Source organism: Micromonospora sicca, assembly GCF_003172935.1.
Classification (GTDB): Bacteria; Actinomycetota; Actinomycetes; order Mycobacteriales; family Micromonosporaceae; genus Micromonospora; species Micromonospora sicca.
Window position 1 is genome coordinate 36,866 of record NZ_QGKS01000256.1, and the last position, 18,113, is coordinate 54,978.

Annotated in this window: 17 protein-coding genes and 1 pseudogene; 10 read left to right on the forward strand and 8 right to left on the reverse strand. The window is 73.4% G+C overall.

Translation table 11 applies throughout. The annotated features are described in order from the left end of the window. Positions 1–54 precede the first annotated feature (54 nt). From DKT69_RS41140 to DKT69_RS19685, 3 genes and pseudogenes are all read left to right on the forward strand, one after another. The gene (locus tag DKT69_RS41140; RefSeq protein WP_368666262.1) at positions 55–690 is read left to right on the forward strand and encodes a recombinase zinc ribbon domain-containing protein; all 636 of its coding nucleotides are present in this window, start codon (positions 55–57) and stop codon (positions 688–690) included. Positions 691–770: 80 nt separating this feature from the next. Then, a pseudogene (locus DKT69_RS39960) lies at positions 771–1,193 on the forward strand (DUF2637 domain-containing protein); the annotation flags it as partial. 320 nt (positions 1,194–1,513) lie between these two features. After that, complete coding sequence (locus DKT69_RS19685; protein WP_201749744.1) at positions 1,514–2,182, forward strand: abortive infection family protein; 669 nt, start codon at positions 1,514–1,516, stop codon at positions 2,180–2,182. 97 nt (positions 2,183–2,279) lie between these two features. Here DKT69_RS19685 and DKT69_RS19690 read toward each other — a convergent pair whose 3' ends face one another. From DKT69_RS19690 to DKT69_RS19710, 4 genes are all read right to left on the reverse strand, one after another. After that, positions 2,280–2,771, reverse strand: coding sequence for a hypothetical protein (locus DKT69_RS19690; RefSeq protein ID WP_146231143.1), 492 nt, complete (start codon positions 2,769–2,771; stop codon positions 2,280–2,282). A gap of 395 nt (positions 2,772–3,166) precedes the next feature. Continuing rightward, positions 3,167–4,735, reverse strand: coding sequence for an aldehyde dehydrogenase family protein (locus DKT69_RS19695; protein ID WP_109802991.1), 1,569 nt, complete (start codon positions 4,733–4,735; stop codon positions 3,167–3,169). 262 nt (positions 4,736–4,997) lie between these two features. Further along, on the reverse strand, positions 4,998–5,549 hold the full coding sequence (locus DKT69_RS19700) for an isochorismatase family protein (protein ID WP_236648089.1): 552 nt from the start codon (positions 5,547–5,549) through the stop codon (positions 4,998–5,000). 184 nt (positions 5,550–5,733) lie between these two features. After that, entirely contained in the window at positions 5,734–6,498 is a 765-nt protein-coding gene (locus DKT69_RS19710; protein ID WP_161557892.1) for an LPXTG cell wall anchor domain-containing protein, read from the reverse strand. Positions 6,499–6,977: 479 nt separating this feature from the next. On the opposite strand from DKT69_RS19710, the gene DKT69_RS19715 reads away from it, so the two are divergent. The 3 genes from DKT69_RS19715 to DKT69_RS19725 all read left to right on the forward strand — a co-directional run bounded on the left by DKT69_RS19715 (position 6,978) and on the right by DKT69_RS19725 (position 10,739). Next, on the forward strand, positions 6,978–7,505 hold the full coding sequence (locus DKT69_RS19715) for a GNAT family N-acetyltransferase (RefSeq protein WP_109802994.1): 528 nt from the start codon (positions 6,978–6,980) through the stop codon (positions 7,503–7,505). Positions 7,506–7,859: 354 nt separating this feature from the next. After that, the gene (locus DKT69_RS19720; protein ID WP_109802995.1) at positions 7,860–9,722 is read left to right on the forward strand and encodes a zinc ribbon domain-containing protein; all 1,863 of its coding nucleotides are present in this window, start codon (positions 7,860–7,862) and stop codon (positions 9,720–9,722) included. Positions 9,723–9,752: 30 nt separating this feature from the next. Further along, a complete protein-coding gene (locus tag DKT69_RS19725; RefSeq protein ID WP_236648099.1) occupies positions 9,753–10,739 on the forward strand; it encodes a GlxA family transcriptional regulator in 987 nt (328 codons plus the stop codon). A 75-nt stretch (positions 10,740–10,814) separates the two neighbouring features. Here DKT69_RS19725 and DKT69_RS19730 read toward each other — a convergent pair whose 3' ends face one another. Then, positions 10,815–12,035: a YbfB/YjiJ family MFS transporter gene (locus DKT69_RS19730; RefSeq protein WP_109802996.1), complete on the reverse strand. Its 1,221-nt coding sequence runs from the start codon at positions 12,033–12,035 to the stop codon at positions 10,815–10,817. A gap of 206 nt (positions 12,036–12,241) precedes the next feature. On the opposite strand from DKT69_RS19730, the gene DKT69_RS19735 reads away from it, so the two are divergent. Then, entirely contained in the window at positions 12,242–12,769 is a 528-nt protein-coding gene (locus DKT69_RS19735) for a DUF488 domain-containing protein (RefSeq protein ID WP_109802997.1), read from the forward strand. A 176-nt stretch (positions 12,770–12,945) separates the two neighbouring features. Here DKT69_RS19735 and DKT69_RS19740 read toward each other — a convergent pair whose 3' ends face one another. From DKT69_RS19740 to bioB, 3 genes are read right to left on the reverse strand one after another with little or no spacing between them, the layout of a single operon-like run. Beyond that, complete coding sequence (locus tag DKT69_RS19740) at positions 12,946–13,452, reverse strand: GNAT family N-acetyltransferase (RefSeq protein ID WP_109802998.1); 507 nt, start codon at positions 13,450–13,452, stop codon at positions 12,946–12,948. Between the two features lie 5 nt (positions 13,453–13,457). Beyond that, the gene (bsaP, locus tag DKT69_RS19745) at positions 13,458–13,667 is read right to left on the reverse strand and encodes a biotin synthase auxiliary protein BsaP (protein WP_109802999.1); all 210 of its coding nucleotides are present in this window, start codon (positions 13,665–13,667) and stop codon (positions 13,458–13,460) included. Between the two features lie 8 nt (positions 13,668–13,675). Continuing rightward, positions 13,676–14,671, reverse strand: a complete 996-nt coding sequence (gene bioB / locus DKT69_RS19750; RefSeq protein WP_109803000.1) for a biotin synthase BioB — start codon at positions 14,669–14,671, stop codon at positions 13,676–13,678. Positions 14,672–14,852: 181 nt separating this feature from the next. Between bioB and DKT69_RS19755 the strand changes: the two genes are divergently transcribed. The 3 genes from DKT69_RS19755 to DKT69_RS19765 form a co-directional block, all read left to right on the forward strand. Further along, positions 14,853–16,049 carry an 8-amino-7-oxononanoate synthase gene (locus DKT69_RS19755; RefSeq protein WP_109803008.1) on the forward strand — a complete coding sequence of 399 codons (1,197 nt, stop codon included), beginning with the start codon at positions 14,853–14,855 and terminating at the stop codon, positions 16,047–16,049. A gap of 82 nt (positions 16,050–16,131) precedes the next feature. Further along, positions 16,132–16,836: a dethiobiotin synthase gene (bioD, locus tag DKT69_RS19760; protein WP_109803001.1), complete on the forward strand. Its 705-nt coding sequence runs from the start codon at positions 16,132–16,134 to the stop codon at positions 16,834–16,836. Positions 16,837–16,934: 98 nt separating this feature from the next. Continuing rightward, on the forward strand, positions 16,935–18,113 hold a 1,179-nt coding region (locus DKT69_RS19765), incomplete at its 3' end, for an RNA-guided endonuclease InsQ/TnpB family protein (protein ID WP_161557894.1).

Here is an 18,113-nt window from a genome sequence, read left to right on the forward strand (position 1 = left end):
GGCCGCCGCAGGCCGGCCGTAGGTGCTGCCCCGGCGCACGAGCTGAGCCGGCTTCTGCGGTGCGAATGCGGCGGCGCGATGACGTTTCAGCGCGGCGGGCGAGGCCAGCGGAAGAAGGGCGCGGACGCGTTCAAGTGCGTACGTAGCTCGCAGGGCGCGAGCCCGTGTCCGGGTAACTACGTCAACGCCCCCGCGATTACCGCCGAGGTGTCGTCGCGCGTCGCTCGCCGCGTCGCCGCGCTGGAGCCCGGCTCGCCCGAGTTCCAGGCGGTCGCCGCCCGCTGGCTCCGCGAGCAAGACCCGGTCGACGACGCCGAGCGACGGGCCGCCGTCGCCGCGATCGCGAACGCGGAGGCCGCCGTCGCCGACCTCGAAGCCGCACGGTACGAGCGGGGCGAGTTCGTCGGCGTCAACGGCATCGCGCGATGGACGGCGCTTTACGAGCGAGCGACGGCGCGTCTCGCCGCTGCGACTGCCGCCGCTCCCGACGCGGACCACGTGGTCGACGTCGGTGGGTTGCTCGACGCGTTCCAGCTATTGGAGTCGCTCGACGGCGGCACCGCCGAGGACCGGCGGGCGCTGTACCTGCTCACCTTCGACGTCGTCACGATCCTGCGGGACCGTGCGCTACCGCCGGAGGCGCGCTTCCGCGTTCGCTGGGCGGGCGAGGACGAGTCCGCCGACGCCTGACCCAGGCCCACCAACAAGGCAGGCCCCGGCGAGCGATTGCAGCGCCGCCGAGGCCCTAACGGAACTCTGGAGGTGCCGCTTTGTCCGAGCCTACCCACCGACCGACCCGCGCCGAGCGGGCCGAGTCCGTCGTCCTCGTGGCGATCCTCCTCGTGGTCGGCCTCGCCGCTGGCGCAGCCTCGTTTACACACGTCCACGACTGGACCATGACCAACAGCCCCGCCGGTACGCCGGACTGGTTCGGCTGGGCTAACGCGTGCATATCCGAGCTCGTCCCGGTCGCCGCCCTCCTCGACATCCGCCGCCGTCGCCGCGCCAGCAAGGCCGCCGGTTACCCGCGCGCTGCTTGTCGCCGCCGCCGGTCTGTCGCTCTCGGCCCAGCTCGCCGTCGCGAAGCCGGGCCTATCCGGCGGCATCCTGTCGGCCGTTCCGGCGCTGGCCTTATGGCGCTGGTCAAGCTCGTCTTCTCGTCGGCCCCGGCCTCCCAGCCAAGGTCTGGGGACCCTGGGTCTGCTTGTCGGTATCTTCTCGGGGTTGCCGGCGTGGTCCTCAAGTAGACCAGCCCGGTGAGGCGTAACGGTTAGCACAGTGTGTGGACGAGTGGATACGCTTGGCGGCCGTGACCTATCGCCAGCTCGTCCCGCTGCCCGTGCGACGGCACTTCCGTGAGCTCGCCGCTCAAACCTCTGTGCTGCGCTTGATCACGGGCATGTGGGAGGACTAAGGCTTCGTCCCCTCTGGCGACCCAAACAACGAAGCAGGCGACCGGCGCACGCTGTGGCACGAGTACGAGGACAACGTCGATTGGGCCGACCCTGCGCACGTGGCGAGAGTGCTCAGGGTCTACGAAACGCTGCTCGATGGGCTAGCCGACGGGGTGATCGACGCTGCGCGCAAGTTCCTAGACCGCCAGGGGTTCGACCTGGACGCGGACGGCAGAATCAAGCCGAAGGCGGACAGCTTCGCCGCCGCCGCGGCGAGGTTGCCCCGATCCTTGGGCGCACTGCGCGACCCGACCATGATCTTGGACTCGTTCGACAGGATCGACCGGGCGCTACCGACGGACCCGGCGCAGGCGATCGGCTCCGCGAAGGAACTGGTCGAGGCGACCGCCAAGACTGTCCTCATTGAGCTCGGCGTGCCGTTCGAAGACAAGACGGCGAAGTTGCGGGCGTTGATCGACCTCGCACAGCGGGCGCTGCTCCTGCACCCGCAAACGCAGGTGCCAGGACCGGATGGAAGCAACGCGGTGAAACGCATCCTCGGCGGCTTGATGAGCGTCGCGATGGGCCTCGGCGAGCTGCGGAATGAAGGCTGGGGGACTGGACACGCTCCAGCAGCGTCGCGCGCCGGCCTGCGTCCGCGTCACGCGCACCTGGCGGTCGGCGCGGCCCATACCTGGTGTCAGCTCATCCTCGACACCCTGGCCGACCCGGCCGCGCCCTGGCGGAAGCACGCAACCAACGGCCTACCCTCGGGCTCGACGACTTGACGCGGCTGAGGGCGCCGGGCGAGGCGGGCGAGCGCCTAGCCCCGACCTCTGGCTCCGCGCTGGTCGGGGGCTTTTGGCGTTTACGCGCCTACGAGCGCTACGTGGAGGAGACGTGGTCTCGGCCGCCAGAGGGCGAGGCCGCAGGCCGTGACGAGGCCACTACGTCAGAAGTCGCCGTCGGCTTGTCGAGGAGCGTCCGGAAGTCCTCCACCAGATCGACGAACTCTCGGGCCTGCTCCTCCGTCCCCTTAGCCTCGTAGGACAACATGCCAAGCGGGAAGAGCCGCTCAAAAACAAGTGCCACGCCGGGGTTGACTAGGCCACGTGCCTTCGCTCTCGCCAACATCTTCCGAAGCCCCCGAAGATCCTCAAAACCCTCGCCTGGAAGATGCGATTCGAAGGCGTACCGTGCGGCCTCCCAGGCAAACGCGATCGCCAAGGGCGGACGCTCGTTGACGAGGGATCGCGCGATGGTAAGGAGCTCTTCAACCTTTGACGGCTGGTCGTCGTCGCTGGCGTCCGACACAGCCTCGACAGCTTCGATGGTGGCTCTGACCTCCTCCGCGGCCTTTTCCCATTCAACCCTCAAGAGGGCCTGCTCTGAGCCGGCGGAGATTGTCGCCGAGCAGTTCGGCAACACGGCGGCGGTACATGACGAGGACCACGACGACGACCGCCGGCCACACGAGGGCCTGAACCATCGCGACCACGAATTGACGCCAGTTCACGAAATCTCTCCGGTCACCCGCGCGACTGTAGCGGGGTAGCGCTACACCGGCTGCGAGCGAAGGCCGACGGCGGCGCCAGCCGTCGTACCCCTCGTAAAGCCACTTCTCGCGCCCGTTCGCCCCGGTCCCTGGTGCTACCCAGGGCCGGGACGTTCGGCGTTTCTAGGGCCTCTTCCAGCACCTAGTCCGGGTCGTGCTCGCTCGCCTCGGCCGATCCGGACGCACCCTGACGGATGACGGACGCTTGCCTAAACGGTCAGACGTTTGGCGGTAGTGCCGTCCAGTCTTGGAAGTTACCGTAGAGCCGGCCGTCCCCGCCGACGGTGACCGCGTGCACGAGCAGGTCGCCGCCGACGAAGGCGCCCTTCCAGGAGGCGCCCCGGCCGCCGAACGGCTCCTCCCGGTCGCCCCGGGAGCGGGGCTTGTTGATGCCCACCTTGAACGCCTGGAGGTCGACCGCGAGTTTCGCCGCCTCGTCGGTGTCGTCGCAGGCCAGCGACGCCACGAGCGCGCCGTTGGAGGCGTTCATGGCGGCCAGCAGCTCGTCGGTGGTGTCCACCACGACGATGGTGTCGACCGGGCCGAACGGCTCGGCGTGCATCAGCCCGGACCGCCCGGGCGGGGCGAGCAGCACCGCCGGGGCCACGTACGCCGAGGTGTCCTGCCCGTCGAGGAACGGCGCGCCGTCCAGCTTGCCGCGGTGCAGCGGCACCGCGCCGCCGCGTAGCGCCTCGTCGACCTTGCGGCGCAGCTCCTCGGCCTTGGCGGCGCTGATCAGCGGGCCGAAGTCCAGCTCGGGCAGCGGGTCGCCGGCCGACCAGTCGGCGCCGACGGCGAGCGGGTGTCCGAACCGGACGGAGCGGACGACTGGCAGGTACATGTCGAGGAACTCGTCGACCAGGTCGCGCTGGACCACGAACCGGGGGTACGCGGTGCAGCGCTGCTTGCCGTACTCGAAGCCCTTCTTCAGGTGCGCGGCGAGCAGGTCCCACTGGGAGAAGTTCCAGATGCCCCAGGCGTTGAGGCCCTCCTGTTCGATGAAGTGGCGCTTGTCGGAGTCGAGCAGCGCGGCGGCCACCTTGCCGCCGTTGGAGCGGCCGCCGACGAAGGCGACCGCGCCGATCTCCGGCGCCCGGACGAGCACCTCGGACAGCTCTTCGCCGCCGCCGGAGACGAGCGTGGCGGGGAGGCCGGCCCGGCGCATGAGGGCGTGCGCGACGGTGAGGCAGACCGCGCCGCCCTGGGAAGGGGTCTTGGCGATGACCGCGTTGCCGGCGAGCAGCTGCACCAGCTCGGCGTGGACCAGCACGCTCATCGGGTAGTTCCAGGAGGCGATGTTGCTGACCGGCCCGGGCAGCGGCTCCCGGCCGTCGGCGAGCATCCGGTCGATCTCGCCGACGTACCAGCGGACGCCGTCGAGGGCGCGGTCCACGTCGGCGCAGGCCAGCCGCCACGGCTTGCCGATTTCCCAGACCAGCAGCAGGGCGAGCAGGTCGCGGTGCGCGGTGAGCGCGTCCAGCGCGTCGGTGACCCGGGCCTTGCGGTCGGTGAGCGGGGTCTGCGCCCACTCCCGGTGCGCGGCGGCGGCGTGGGCGACCGCCGCGCGGGCCGTGTCGGCGTCGAGCCGGGCGAGGTTGACCAGGACCGTGTTGTCGACGGGGGTGCGGACGGGGGTGGGTGCCCCGACCGCCCGCCAGTCGCCCTGGACCAGGTTGTGCAGGGTGGTGACGCCGTCGGCCGGGGCCCCGAAGGCCTCCGGCGTGGCGGCCACCGCGCGGGCGAGGGTGTCGGACCAGGCGGTGCCGTCGGCGAGTCTGAGAGCCATCGCGTTTCTCCTCAGGGTGGACCGGGGGAGCGGCGGCGTCGATGGCACCGCTGGTGTCGGGTACTGTCCCGCGCCGTCGAGCGCGGCGGCAACCGTACGCTCGTATGCCAGGACACCAGGTCCGCCGTGCGGCGCCGTTCGCGGATTATCGCGACCGTCGAACACAGGCTCTGACCTGGGGGTACGCCTCAAAGGAATAGAATGCTGCCGATTATGTGATCCATCTCCGGGCGACGTCGACCGGGTTACCCGTCAGTACGGATCAAGGCCGGATCGGGTTCAACGAACGCCGGCCGGTCGGAGCGCCGCGATCGCCTCGTCGGTGGAGCGACCGTGCCGAGCCGGCGGAAGATGTAGTCGACGGCGAACTCGTGCGCGTACGCGTCCAGTCCGGACGTCGCGTCGTGCGGGTAGACCACGCGGTAGCCGATCTCCTCGGCACCCGGGCGGTCTGCTCGACGCCGAAGTTGGTGACCAGCCCGGCGACGACCAGCGTGTCGATGCCCCGCGCACGCAGGGCATCGTCCAGCCTGGTCTCGTGGAAGGCGCCCCAGCTGTGCTTGACGATCTCCAGGTCGCCGGGTCGTGGTACGGCCTCGGGAACCAGTTCGCTCCCGGCCGGCTGCGGGTCGGGACCGGGGCGTTCGACCCGGACCACCACGACGGTGGCGCCGGTGGCGCGGGCGGCGTCGGCGAGGGCGACCGGCCGGGCCACCACGTCGGCGCCGGTGTGCGGGGCGGTGGGCAGGTCCACGATGCGCCGTTGCAGGTCGATCAGGATGACGGCGGTCCGGTGCGGGTCGAGCGCGTCCACGCCATGATCGTATCGGCTGAGGTGCTGCTCAGCCGCCTACGGCTGGCGGTGGTGGGAGGGAACAGCTCACCCGTCCGGGCTGCCGCGCACGAGCCGGGCTGCCGCGCCAGGGCCGGGCTCTCCGGGAAAGCGCCGACCGGCCGCCGGACCGAGGTCCGACGGCCGGTCGCTGCCGACGCGTGGGTCAGCTGGTGAAGGTGATCTTATCGCGGCGACGGCGGAGCACCATCAGCGCGACGCCGCCACCGATCAGCACGAGGCCGGTCAGCGCGATGCTGGTCGCGGCCACGCCCGTGAGCGGCAGGCCGCCCTCGGTGCCGGTGCCCCCACCGCTGCCGCCGCCCGCCGAGCCCGACGGGTTCGCGGACAGGTTCTCCGACGGGTTGTCGGATCCGCCCGGCGTCGGGGTCGACGTCTCCCCGCCCGGGTTCGGCGACGGCGACTCGCTCGACTCGCACGGCTTCAGCCAGAAGACCTTGTGCTTGTCGTCGAACGCCTTGCCGTCGGTCAGGTCCACGTCGAGCTTGATGTGGTAACCCTGCTGCGGGTGCAGCGTCAACCCGGCCAGGTCCAGGTCCTTGGCGGAGAGCTTGATGACCTCATCGTGGTCGTTCTCCGCGCCGGAGGCCGGGTCGTTGCTGATCAGCACATTGCTCTTCGACCAGACGACCTTGTCCTTCGGGCTGCTCGACGGCGGCTGCGCCCAGAGGGTGATGTTCGCCTTCTGGCTCTCGTCGAAGTTGAAGAACTCCAGCTCGAAGTCGCAGGTGACGTGCGGCTGGTTGTCGACCTCGTCCTCGAACGGAGCGCCGTCGATCTTTACGGTGCCGTTGTCGCCGGGCGGGTTGTGCGGGTTGCCCGTGGCCCAGGCCGGAGCGGCGAAGGCGAGGCAGGCCGTGGCGGCGGCTGCGGTGAGGGCCGCGCGCGCCACGTGCCGACGCTGTGGCATGAAAAATCCTCCAGGATGTGGTGAGGGGACGGCACATGATCCCATGCGGCGCGCCGGATGGCTATATCGGACGGTCGGCCTGAGCTGGGAAGATGTTGCCGCCGGGAGGGCGAGATCCGGCAAGATCGAGCCGATTTCAGGGCGTGTCGATGTAACACGAAAGCGGGCCTTTGCGCTCCGGGCCCCGGGTCGGCGTCGTCTTCACCAACCGGTGACGACCGCGTTACCCGGCCTCCTGGCACCAGACCCCTGCGCGCCGCACCGCGACCAACACCCGGCACGGCCGGGATCACCGGCTGGGCGCCCGCCTCCAGCACCGCGTGCGCCTCCCGCACGGGCGTCTCCCGAGATCTTGGACAGTTGCCGTTCACCACCAACGGCAACTGTCCAAGATCCAGGGTGTTCTGCTCAAGCGGTGCTCGGGCGGGGGATCGGGAAAGCGCTGGCCGGTTCGGCGGCCGCACCGTTAGCCTGCGCCGATGCTGGAGCTCATCGCCCCCACCACCCGCCTGCACCGGTCCTGGCTGGCCGCCCGGGACGACTGGGGCAGCGGTGTCCACCAGGACGGCAGCGGGTTGCAACCCGGCGACGACGTCGACTCGCCGGCCGGGTTCGCGGCCTGGGTGCGCTCGCTCCGCGAGCAGGCCGACGAGTCCCGGCCGCTGCCGGAGGGTCGGGTCCCGGCGGTGTACTGGTGGATCGTCGAGGGGGACGAGGTCCTCGGCGCCGTCTCGTTGCGGCTGCGCCTGAACGACTTCCTGCTGCGCGCGGGTGGACACATCGGCTACGGGGTGCGCCCGTCCGCCCGGCGGCGCGGGGCGGCGACGTTCGCGCTGGGGGAGGCGCTGGCCGAGGCGGGGCGGCGCGGGATCGGCCAGGCCCTGGTCACCTGTGCCGACGACAACGTGCCGTCGGCCCGGACCATCGAGCGGCACGGGGGCGTGCTCGAGGACGTCCGGGACACGGAGTTGGGCCGGACCCGGCGGTACTGGATCCGGACGCCGTGACCCGCCATCCGGTCGCCCACCCCGGCACCCGGTCGCCCACCCCGTCGGCCGGTTGCCGGTTACGCCGACCGGCAACCGGTCACGACCAGGGTTTGCCACTGCTGGCTGGTTGGCTAGGCGATCCTATGTGGGCTTTCCGGTCGCTGGTGGCCGTGCTGGCGGCCGGTTTTGCGGGATCCGGTCCCGTATGGTGAAGCGTCGACTGCCGGGGTTGGTGCGGGTAGGGGTGTGGTGGTGGCTGGCGGGTGGTTGACGTCGACCGCGCCGTGCACCGCGTACCGGGCGGTGTGCGGCGGTAGCCCCGACGCGCCCGGAGCTCAGGGGCGTGTGGCTGGGCGGGTGTTTGCCGAGCGGGTGGGATGGCTGGCGGACCTGGTGCGGGGCATGGCCGACGTGGTGATCGGCGCGCATTGGTCGGAGGCCGCTCTTGCGGTGCTTGCCGCCGGGGTCGGCCCTGATGGGAGGCGTCTGCCGGCCAGTGGGTGGATGGCGGTGCGCCGGCTGGGCTGGGGTGCGGTGGCGCCGGCGGGTGTGGTGGTGTCGGACCGGGTTCGTCGCATCGCCGAGGAAGAAGCCGCTCGCGCTCTGCGCCTGGCATGCCACCGCCGCGCGGTCGTTGCCGCGCTGCTGGCCACGTGGCCGGCCGACCCGTTCGCCCGGACCGCCGAGGAATGGTCAGCGTTACGGGCGGCGCTACCCGAAGGCTGCGATAACGCGACGATCCGCAACCGGACCCGACAGATCAGCGGATACGTCAAGGTGTGTGGCCGGCTGCCGGCGGACGTGTGTGAGTTGGAGGGTCCGCCGGCAGCGGCTCGGCAGGTGAGCCTGGCCGCGGCCGACCGGCAGCAGGTCGTCGTCGACTGGGTCGACGACACGATCATAAGGGTGTGGTCGCAGCTTCCGGTGTGCGCGGCGCCGGCCTCGTACCGGGACTGGGTGTGGCATGCCTTCGACGTGGCGCTACCGGCGACCGTGCCGGCCGGGGTGACGGTGTGCAGTCCGACATTGCGGCCCGGTGTTGGCAGGGTTCGCGTTGACCTGTCGTGGCGGACCCCGCACACCCGGCCGCCGGTGGACGGCCACACCCGTGGGCTGGGTGCCGATTGGGGTGTGAAAACCCTGCTGACCGCGACCGTGGCCGACCTCGACCGGGACGGCTGCGTCGTCGTGGACGGGCGGCCGTTGCGGTTCGACGCGACCGGCGTGTCGGCGAAGCTGGTGCGGCTACGCCGTCACCGTGAACACCTGAAAACCAAAGCCGACCATCTGGCGCTGCTGCGCGACGGCCGGCCCACCCACCCGGATCCGGCGCTGACCGGGAAGCTTGCCCGCCTGGAGGCCGAGCATGCGGCGGTGTGCGCCCGGATCCGGCATCTCAACAAGGCTGTTGCCTGGTCGGCGGCGCGGTGGCTGGTCGACCACGCGACCGGGCACGGGGCCACCGTCATCTACGTCGAGGACCTCGCCACGCTCGAGGCAGGTGGCCGGTCACGCAGCCTCAACCGGCGGATATCCGGCGCGGTCCGCGGCACCGTGTTCACCGCCATCGCCCACCTCGCCGCGAAAGCAGACATCGCCGTCGTCACCGTTCCCGCGCGCGGCACCTCATCCGGCTGTCCCCGCTGCGGTGGCCCGGTGAAGCACGTCACCGCACCGGACCGGAGGGCGGCCGGATGCCGCTGGGCCACCTGCTCGTGCGGCCTGTCACTGGACCGTGACCACGCCGCCGCGCAACGCATCGCCGCCCGGGGCCTGACCAACCAGACCAAAACCCGCCGCGACCGCAACGGCAACGCCGCGATCCGCACCGCCACCGACACACCAGTCCGGCGGCGGACCCGTCGACCAACCCCAGCCGCCACCAGCAGGCCGGTCCGGGATCGACGCAAAACCGCACCCACCCGGAAGCAGACCAGACCTGCGACGGTCAAGACCTCATGCCTGCTGCCCTTGCGACGGCAGGTTCCCGCCCCGACAGTCCCCTCAGCGAGGTCTGCCGGCAAGTGTCCGGCGGGACGGACACCCCAGGAGACCAACCCGTCAGGGCCCGGTCGCCAGGTGCCGCACACGGTTCCCACCACCACCCCGCGAAACCCCCACCGGGTCCGCGGGGCCCTCCTCGGCCGCGGCTTCCACCGCCACGTATACGCCACCCCCATCACCCACCCGGGCGGCGGTACAGACGGGATGCCCGGCTCGCTGAGGATCACATAGGAAACCAGAGACGCTGGCTAGGCTCGACCCGTGCGGGCCCGGGGGCGCAGTGACACCGTGCTCTTCGTCGTCTACGACGGGGTGCGGCTGCTCGACGTCACCGGGCCGCTGGAGGTGCTCACCGTCGCCAACGAGCACGGCGGTTCGTACCGGACGCTGCTCGCCTCGCCCGACGGCCGGGACGTGGTGAGCAGCGCCGGCGCCCGGCTCGGGGTCGACCTGGCGCTGCCCGACGTGCCCGGCCCGGTCGGCACCCTGGTCGTGCCCGGTGCGCCGGACTGGCAGGCCGCCGCGGGGGACCAGGCGCTGCTCGACCACATCCGCCGGCTCGCCGCCGGGTCCGACCGGACCGCCTCGGTCTGCGCCGGGGCCTTTCCCCTCGCCGCCACCGGCCTGCTGGACGGCCGCCGGGTGACCACGCACTGGGACCTCGCCGACCAGCTCGCCGCGCAGTTCCCGAAGCTGACCGTCGACCCGGACCCGATCTTCATCGCCGACGGCCGGATCATCACCTCGGCCGGGATCACCGCCGGCATCGACCTGACCCTGGCGCTGGTCGAGGCGGACCTCGGCCCGGAGACGGCCCGCGCGGTGGCCCGGCACCTGGTGGTCTTCATGCAGCGCCCCGGCGGGCAGTCCCAGTTCAGCGTCCGCACCAACACCGCGAGCACCCGCAACGACCTGCTGCGCCGGGTGCTGGACACGGTGGCCGCGGACCCGGCCCGGCCGTACGACCTGGCCGGCCTGGCGGCGCTGGCCGGGGTGAGCGCGCGGCACCTGGGCCGGCTGTTCCGCAGCGAGCTGGGCATCACCCCGGCGGTGTACCTCGACCGGGTCCGGGTCGAGGCGGCGCAGGACCTGCTGGAGCGGGGCGACGACACCCTGGACGTGGTGGCCCGCCGGGTCGGCTTCGGCTCCCCGGAGACGATGCGCCGGGCCTTCGTCCGCGAACTCGGCGTCACCCCCGGCGCCTACCGCTCCCGCTTCCGGACCACCGGCATCAACCCCACCCCCTGAACCCCGCCCGACCCGGGACCTGTCCTGGCCGGCGGGGGAGCGGCCGGACGGGCAGGTCCCGGATCGACGCCGGGGTCAGCGGCGCAGGGCGGCCACGGGCTCCGGGGCTTCGGCGGGGACGGTGTCGCGCTGGCGGAGCGCGACCAGGCCGGCGGCGGCCAGCAGCGCGACGGAGAGCCAGAGCCCCACCGCGACGCCCCCAGAGTCCGACAGCGCGCCCGAGATCAGCGGGCCGACCGCCTGACCGACCGAGAACGCCACGGTCAGCAGGGCGATGCCGGCGGTCCAGCCGCCGGCCGGCAGGGCCCGCCGGGCGAGCACGGTGGCCGCCGTCGGGCCGGCCATGAACGAGCTGCCGAAGATCGCGGCCGACAGCAGCGCCGCGGGCAGCCCGGCCGGCAGCAGCAGCACCGGCAGCACGCCGACCAGCACCAGCGCCGAGACCAGCGCGGGCGCCCGGCCGCCGGGCAGCCGCCCGACCACCCGCCCCCACACGGCCAGCGTGGCCACCGCCGAGGCGAGACCGAGCACCACGAAGAAGGTGGCGATGCCCGGGATGCCGAGACCCTGGTCGCGCAGGAGCGCGATGACGAAGGTCATGTAGCTGACGTAGCCGGCGCCGAAGAGGACGTACCAGGCGAACGTCGGGGCGAGCCGGGCCAGGTCCGCCCGGGGCAGCCCGGCGCCGGTCGGCGCGGCCGCCGCCGGGATCCGCCGGACGGCGAGCAGCGCCGGCCCGACCGCGAGCACGGCCACCACACCGAGCAGCAGCCAGCCGGCCCGCCACCCGGCGTCCCCGGCCACGGCGAGCGCCGCCGGCACCAGCAGCCCGGAGAGCACCACGCCGATGCCCACCCCGGTCATGTAGAGGGCGACCAGCAGCGCGGCCCGGCGCTGGCCACCGCCGGTGGCGACCCGGGCGGCGAGCGCCGAACCGAGCACGAAGGAGACCGCCGTGGCCAGGCCGCCGACGAACCGCAGCAGGCTCAGCACCGGATAGTCCGCGGTGGTCGCGGTGAGCAGCAGGGCGAGCGCGCTGACGGCGAGGGCGCCCGCGAAGGCGGCCCGGTCGCCGAGCCGGCGGGCCCAGAGCACGGCCGTCCCGGCGCCGATCACGTAGCCGGCGGCGTTCGCGGTGTTCAGGCCGCCGGCCTGCGCGTACGTCCAGTCCAGGTCGCCGCGCATGGCGGGCAGCAGCAGGGCGTACGCGAAGCGGGTGAAGCCGAGCGCGACGACGGGGCCGGCGGCCAGGCCGAGCGCGATCAGCGTCTCGCGCCGGCGTGGATTCGGGGACATGGTTCCTCCTCGGTCGGCGGGCTCGTCGGCCCGCTGTCAGGTGGAACCGGCAGGGGTGGAGCCGCGATGGCCGTCCGGATGGACGGGTCACCCTCGGATCGGGACACCGACGTGCGCCGAGCTTCGTCCCGACCGAGAGGTTTGGTCGCGATCGTCCGCAGGCCGGCGTGCGGGTAGGTCGCCGGGATTCGGGGCAATGCACCGTCGTGGCGGAACTGCTGACGGTGGGACACGGCGCGGCCGACCGCGAGCGGCTGGGGGCGTTGCTGGCCGCGGCGGAGATCGCCCTGGTGGTGGACGTGCGGCGCTACCCGGCCAGCCGCACCAATCCAGACGTCCGGCGCGAGGAACTGGCCCGCTGGCTGCCGGAGCGGGGCATCGGGTACCGCTGGGAGGCGCGGCTCGGCGGACGCCGGCACGTCCCGGCCGGGGAGCCGGAGCCGGACACCTGGTGGACCGTCCCGGCTTTCCGGGCGTACGCCGCCTACGCCCGAACCGCCGGGTTCGACGCCGCGTTGGACGGGGTGCTCGCCGACGCGGCGGCCCGGACCACGGCGGTGATGTGCAGCGAGAGCATGTGGTGGCGCTGCCACCGCCGGCTGATCGCCGACGTCGCGGTGCTCGGCCGCGGTGCCCCGGTGACCCATCTCATGCCCGATGGCCGGCTCAGCCCACACCGCCCGGCCGAGGGCGCCCGCCGCCAGCCCGACGGCCACCTGCTCTGGGACCGGTGAGGCCGGGAGTGCGATGGTCCGCCGGGCGCCCGACCCGCCAGCCTCGCCGCATGCCGGAGCTGATCGCGCCCACCGCTGGCCTGCACACCGCCTGGCTGGCCGCCCGCGACGACTGGGGCCGCGGCCTCCACCAGGACGGCAGCGGGTCCGGCGCTGCCCGGGCCGCCCCCGCTGCGTCAGTCGGGCAGTTCGTCGGCGAGGAGGTCCATCAGGAGGGCGTCGTGCCAGCGGCCGTCGGCGCCGCGCTCGTACCGGCGCATGATGCCGACCGGGCGGAAGCCCACCTTCGCGTACGCGCGGATCGCCGCGGTGTTCGCCGCCGCCGGGTCGATGGTGAACCGGTGGTGCCCGTGCTGATCGACCAGGTGCCGGGCCAGGGTGCGGATCGCGTCCCCGCCGAGGCCGGTGCCGCGTACCGCCGGGTCGAGGAAGATGTCGATCGCGGCGTGGCGGTAGTCCGGGTCGGGCTCGGCGTACCACTGGATCGCGCCGACCACCCGGCCGTCGTGCTCGATCGCGTACACGGTCAGGTCGTCGTCGGCCAGGTCGGCGCGGACGGCCTCGGCCAGGTCGCCGCCGCCGCGCCACCAGTGGCGTACCTCCGGGGTGGCCCGGATCGCCGCGAGGACCGGCACGTCCGCGTCCGTCGCCGGTCGCAGCGTCACCGCCCGCCCCCGCAGCACCGGGCTCAGCCCCGGATCTCGCCGTGCTCGACGCAGACCGCCGACCAGCCGACCGGCAGCACCTGCACCTTCATCCGGCGCCGGCAGTGCGCGCAGTAGCGCGGCGGCTCCAGCGCCCGGGCCGCCGCGCACGCCTGGTGGGGACCGGCGGCGGCGGACTCACCGCAGCGGTCGCACCACAGGTCGGCTGCCGTCGCCCCCACAAGCTCGGTCACCGACGGCCTCACAGCGTCGCGGAGAGCGCCTTGACCGGCATCTTCAGGTCGTCCAGCAGCGCGAGGTCGTCGGTCGCCGGCCGGCCCAGGGTGGTCAGGTAGTTGCCGACGATCACCGCGTTGATGCCGCCCAGCAGGCCGTCGCGGGTGCCCAGGTCGCCGAGGGTGATCTCGCGGCCGCCCGCGTACCGGAGGATGGTCCGCGGCATGGCCAGCCGGAACGCGGCGATGGCCCGCAGCGCGTCCTTGCCTTCCACCACCGGGCGGTCGCCGAGCGGCGTGCCGGGCCGGGGGTTGAGGAAGTTCAGCGGGACCTCGTGCGGGTCCAGCTCGGCGAGCTGCGCGGCGAACTCGGCGCGCTGCTCGACGGTCTCGCCGAGGCCGAGGATGCCGCCGCAGCAGACCTCCATGCCGGACTCCCGGACCATCTTCAGCGTCTCCCAGCGCTCCTCCCAGGAGTGCGTGGTGACCACGTTCGGGAAGTAGGAGCGGCAGGTCTCCAGGTTGTGGTTGTAGCGGTGCACGCCCATCTCGACCAGCTCGTCGACCTGCTCCTCGGTGAGCATGCCCAGGGAGGCGGCGACCTGGATGTCGACCTCCGCCTTGATGGCGGCGACGCCCTCGCGCATCTGCTTCATCAGCCGGGCGTCCGGGCCGCGCACGGCGGCCACGATGCAGAACTCCGTCGCCCCGGTCTTCGCGGTCTGCTTCGCCGCCTCGACCAGCGACGGGATGTCCAGCCAGACCGAGCGGACCGGCGAGGTGAACAGCCCCGACTGCGAGCAGAAGTGGCAGTCCTCCGGGCAGCCGCCGGTCTTCAGCGAGACGATGCCCTCGACCTCGACCTCCGGGCCGCACCAGCGCATCCGCACCTCGTGGGCGAGCTGGAGGGCGGCGGGGACGTCTTCGTCCGGCAGGTTCAGCAGGGCGAGGACATCGGCCTCGTCGAGGCCGACGCCGTTCTCCAGCACCTGGGTCCGGGCCTGGTCGAGGATCTCTGGCATGGCTCGTACCCTACAAGGCCGCCCGACGGGGGAGAACCGCCCTGGCCCGGCGTTCGAGCCGGGCACCAGGGGCGTCGGAGCAGCCCGGCGGAGCGGCCGCCGCCACGCCGGGGCCGGTCGGCCGGGTGGTAACTTCGCCCGGCGGGACCGCCCATGGGCGCGGCGGACGAGGGGAGTGACGGTGGCGGACTGGCTGGCGGCGCTCGACCGTCGCGCCGAGCTGCGGGCCCGGGCGGGACTCACCCGCACGCTGCGCCCGCGCGCTGCCGGCGACGCCGTGGTCGACCTGGCGGGCAACGACTACCTCGGCCTGGCGACCCACCCCGAGGTCACCGCCGCCGCCGCGCGGGCGTTGTCCGGGTACGGGCTGGGGGCCACCGGGTCGCGTCTGGTGCGCGGGTCCACCGACGCCCACCACGCCCTCGAGGACACCCTCGCCGACTGGCTCGGCGCCGACCGGGCGTTGGTCTTCTCCTCCGGCTACCTGGCCAACCTCGCCGCCGTCCGGGGCGTCGTCGGGCCGCGTACGCTGCTCGTCTCCGACGCCCACAACCACGCCTCGCTGATCGACGGCTGCCGGATCTCCGGCGCGGAGACCGTGGTCACCCCGCACGCCGACGTCGACGCGGTGGCCGCCGCGCTGGCCGCCGCTCCCGGCCGGCCGGCCGTGGTGGTCACCGAGTCGGTCTTCTCCGTCGACGGCGACCTGGCCCCGCTGGCCGCGCTGCACGCCGTCGCCCGGCGGCACGGCGCGCTGCTGCTGGTCGACGACGCGCACGCGCTCGGCGTGACCGGCCCGGCCGGCGCCGGCGCGGTGGCCGCCGCGGGCCTGTCCGGCGAGCCGGACGTGGTGGTCACCGCCACCCTGTCGAAGGCGCTCGGCGGCGCGGGCGGGGTGGTCGCCGGACCGGCCGAGTTCGTCCGTCACCTGGTGGAGACGGGCCGCACGTTCATCTTCGACACCGCGCTGCCCCCGGCGGTGGCCGCCGGGGTCGCCGCCGCCGCGCGGCTGGCCCGGGCCGGTGACGACCTCCGCGCCGAGCTGGCCGACCGGGCCGCCCTCGCGGTGCGCCGGCTCGGCGCGGCCGGGCTGACCGTCTCCGCCCCCGACGCCGCGGTGGTCTCGGTGACCGCGCCGAGCCCGGAGGCGGCGACCGCGTGGGCGGCGGACTGCCGTGACCGCGGGGTCGCGGTGGGCTGCTTCCGGCCGCCGTCCACCCCGGACAGCCGCTCCCGGCTCCGGCTCACCATCAGCGTTGGCGTGGCCCGCGCGGACTACGAACGGGCGCTGGACGTCACCGTGGCGTGTGCACCCGTGAGCGCGAGGAGTGAGCCGGGTTTGCGAGCCCCGCAGTCGCGAACCGAGGTGGCACTGTGAGCGCGAGGAGTGAGCCGGGTTTGCGAGCCCCGCAGTCGCGAACCGAGGTGGCACTGTGACGGATGGGGCGTGGACCGGGCCGGTGCTGGTGACCGGCACGGACACCGAGGTGGGCAAGACCGTGGTGACGGCGGCGATCGCCGCGGCGGCGCAGGCCGCCGGGCTGCGGGTCGCCGTGATCAAGCCCGGCCAGACCGGTACGGCCACCGGCGATCCGGGTGACGTCGACTCGGTGACCCGACTGGCCGCCCCGCTGACCGGCCGGACGCTGGCCAGCTACCCGGATCCGCTCGCCCCGCTCACCGCCGCCCGGGTCGCCGAGCTGGAGCCGCTGGAGCTGTACACGGCGGTCGACGCGGTCCGCGAGGAGGCCGACAAGCACGACCTGGTGCTCGTCGAGGGGGCCGGCGGGCTGCTCGTGCCGATGGGGCTGCGGCCCTCGGGCGAGCCGTGGACGGTGGCCGACCTGGCGGTGTCGTTGGGCGCCCCGGCCGTGGTGGTGGCCCGCGCCGGCCTGGGCACGCTGAACCACACCGCGCTCACCCTGGAGGCGTTGGAGCGTCGGGCCGTCCCGGCCGGGGTGGTGATCGGCGCCTGGCCGGCCGCGCCGGAGCTGGTGCACTGGACCAACCTGACCGACCTGGTGCCGAACCTGCTCGGCGCGCTGCCCGACGGGGCGGGCGGCATGGACCCGGGGGTCTTCCGCCGCTCCGCGCCCGGCTGGCTCACCCCGGTGCTGCACGGGGTGCTCGACGACTGGCGTACCTGGGCCGAGGAGATCAGCTAGTGCTCTGACCACAAACGTTGGCCGGGTTGGTCGGGGGTGGGAAAGTGTCGTAGGGATGGTGTTGTCTTCGGTTCGTGCCTCGCCGTCGGGATCCCGCCTTGCCGCGGGTCGTGCACCGCACCGCGCGTGTCGCGTTGCGGGTGACGCCGGGGCAGCGGCGGCGGTGTTTCGGGTTGCTGCGCTCGGCCGGTGACGTGTGGGCGTGTGTGTTGGAGGTCAACGCGTGGCGGCGCCGGCGGCGGGACGCGCCGCTGGTGGGCTATCAGCAGTTGTGTCGGGAGCTGTCCGCGTCCGGGCCGGGCACCTTCGGAGACCTGGACACCACAGGTGCCCGGTCGGTGTTGCGCCGATTCTCCGATGCGTGGTTCGCGGCGGCGAAGCGCCGCAAGGCGGGTGATCTGTCGGCCCGGTTCCCCCGCCGGCGGCGGGGGTTGGTGCCGGTGCGCTGGTATCACGGCACGTTCACCCTCGACGACCGGCGGGTCCGGCTCCCGACCGCCAGAGGCACGTCCCCGTTGTGGGTGCGTCTGGCGCGGGAGGTGCCGTATCCGGCCGAGCAGGTCCGGTCGGTAACCCTGCTGTGTGAGGGTGGCCGCCTGTTCCTCGACGTGACCGCCGAGGTGCCGGTGACGGTCTACCCGCCCGGTGAACAACCGGACCCCGGCCGGGTGGCCGGGCTGGACCTCGGGATCATCCACCCGTACGCGGTGGCCGGCCCCCGCGGGGAGGGGTTGCTGGTGTCAGGGCGGGCGATCCGCGCCGAACACCGCATGCACCTCGCCGACACGAAAGCCCGCCGCCGCGCCGTGGCCCGGCGGACGCCGAAACCTGGCCAGAAGGGATCCCGGCGGTGGCGCCAGTACCGCCGCCGGGCACGCCTGGTCGAGGGCCGGCACCGGCGCCGGGTCCGCCAGGCCCAGCACGAGGCCGCCCGCAGCGTCGTGTCCTGGGCGGTGGAGCAGAGGGTGGGTGTGCTGCACGTGGGTGACCCGCGCGGGGTACTCGACATCGACGCGGGGCGGCGGCACAACCTGCGGCTGCGGCAGTGGCAGATCGGCCGGCTCCTGCAGGTCCTCACCGACAAGGCCACCCTCGCCGGCATCACCGTCCGCCTCGTTGACGAACGCGGCACCTCGTCGACCTGCCCCGCCTGCCGACGGCGGGTGCCGAAACCCCGCGGCCGGACCCTGTCCTGCCCGCACTGCCGCTTCTCCGGCCACCGCGACCTCGTCGCGGCGGCCAGCATCGCCACCCGCACCCCGGGCGGCGGACCCACC

What these genes read in the sequence shown, in the direction of transcription:
- bioB (WP_109803000.1), bottom strand. Translation starts at nt 14,671, where the DNA reads ATGCCAGAGATCCTCGACCAGGCCCGGACCCAGGTGCTGGAGAACGGC.
- DKT69_RS19730 (WP_109802996.1), bottom strand. Translation starts at nt 12,035, where the DNA reads ATGTCCCCGAATCCACGCCGGCGCGAGACGCTGATCGCGCTCGGCCTG.
- DKT69_RS19715 (WP_109802994.1), top strand. Translation starts at nt 6,978, where the DNA reads ATGCTGGAGCTCATCGCCCCCACCACCCGCCTGCACCGGTCCTGGCTG.
- DKT69_RS19695 (WP_109802991.1), bottom strand. Translation starts at nt 4,735, where the DNA reads ATGGCTCTCAGACTCGCCGACGGCACCGCCTGGTCCGACACCCTCGCC.
- DKT69_RS19710 (WP_161557892.1), bottom strand. Translation starts at nt 6,498, where the DNA reads ATGCCACAGCGTCGGCACGTGGCGCGCGCGGCCCTCACCGCAGCCGCC.